This is a genomic window from Neisseria sp. P0021.S007 (genome assembly GCF_051956855.1).
The window spans coordinates 1-530 of sequence record NZ_JBQCXA010001110.1 but is presented as its reverse complement, the minus strand read 5'-3'; the positions used below and the strand labels follow the sequence as shown (position 1 = coordinate 530).

The window sequence follows — 530 nt, the reverse complement described above, 5'->3', positions numbered from 1 at the left end:
GATTTAAAAATTGAACCGCGCCCGTGGAAAACGCCGCCTTCTATTTGGCGCTTGCTGTTGCAGACGGCGGTTTTAGGCAAAAGCGAAAATATCTCGCCCGTATTGGCAGGCGCAATGACCCGCGCCGTGATTTGCGGCACGCCGTATCCCTTGAGTTTGCTGTCGCAACTGATTACCCGAATCCGCGCCGATGGCGACGTGAACGGTCTGCGCGTGGCAATGATGAAAGCCGTATTAGAGCGGCGTTTTAGAAAAGGTTTTATCGAAGAAGGAGTTCCTATGAGTTTGAACAATGAAAGCCCGAATCGCGCCTATCTTTTAGGGCGGCTGTTTGCCGTGTTGGAGCGCATTCAATATCAGGCGTTGGGCGAATTAAATGCCGGTATTGCCGACCGCTATTACGGCTCTGCCTCCGCCGTGCCGTTTTCCGTTTTTCCGCGCCTGTTGTCGGGCGCAAAACACCATTTATCGCGCTTGCGTAAAGACAAAGCCGGCATGGCAGTGAATTTGGATAAAGATTTGGGCCTGTT

General features: G+C 52.5%; 1 protein-coding gene. It reads left to right on the top strand.

The genetic code is table 11. The features are described 5' to 3' along the window. Positions 1-530 (top strand): type I-C CRISPR-associated protein Cas8c/Csd1 (locus ACTHUR_RS17780; protein WP_440400055.1); only part of this gene is annotated, 530 nt, incomplete at both ends.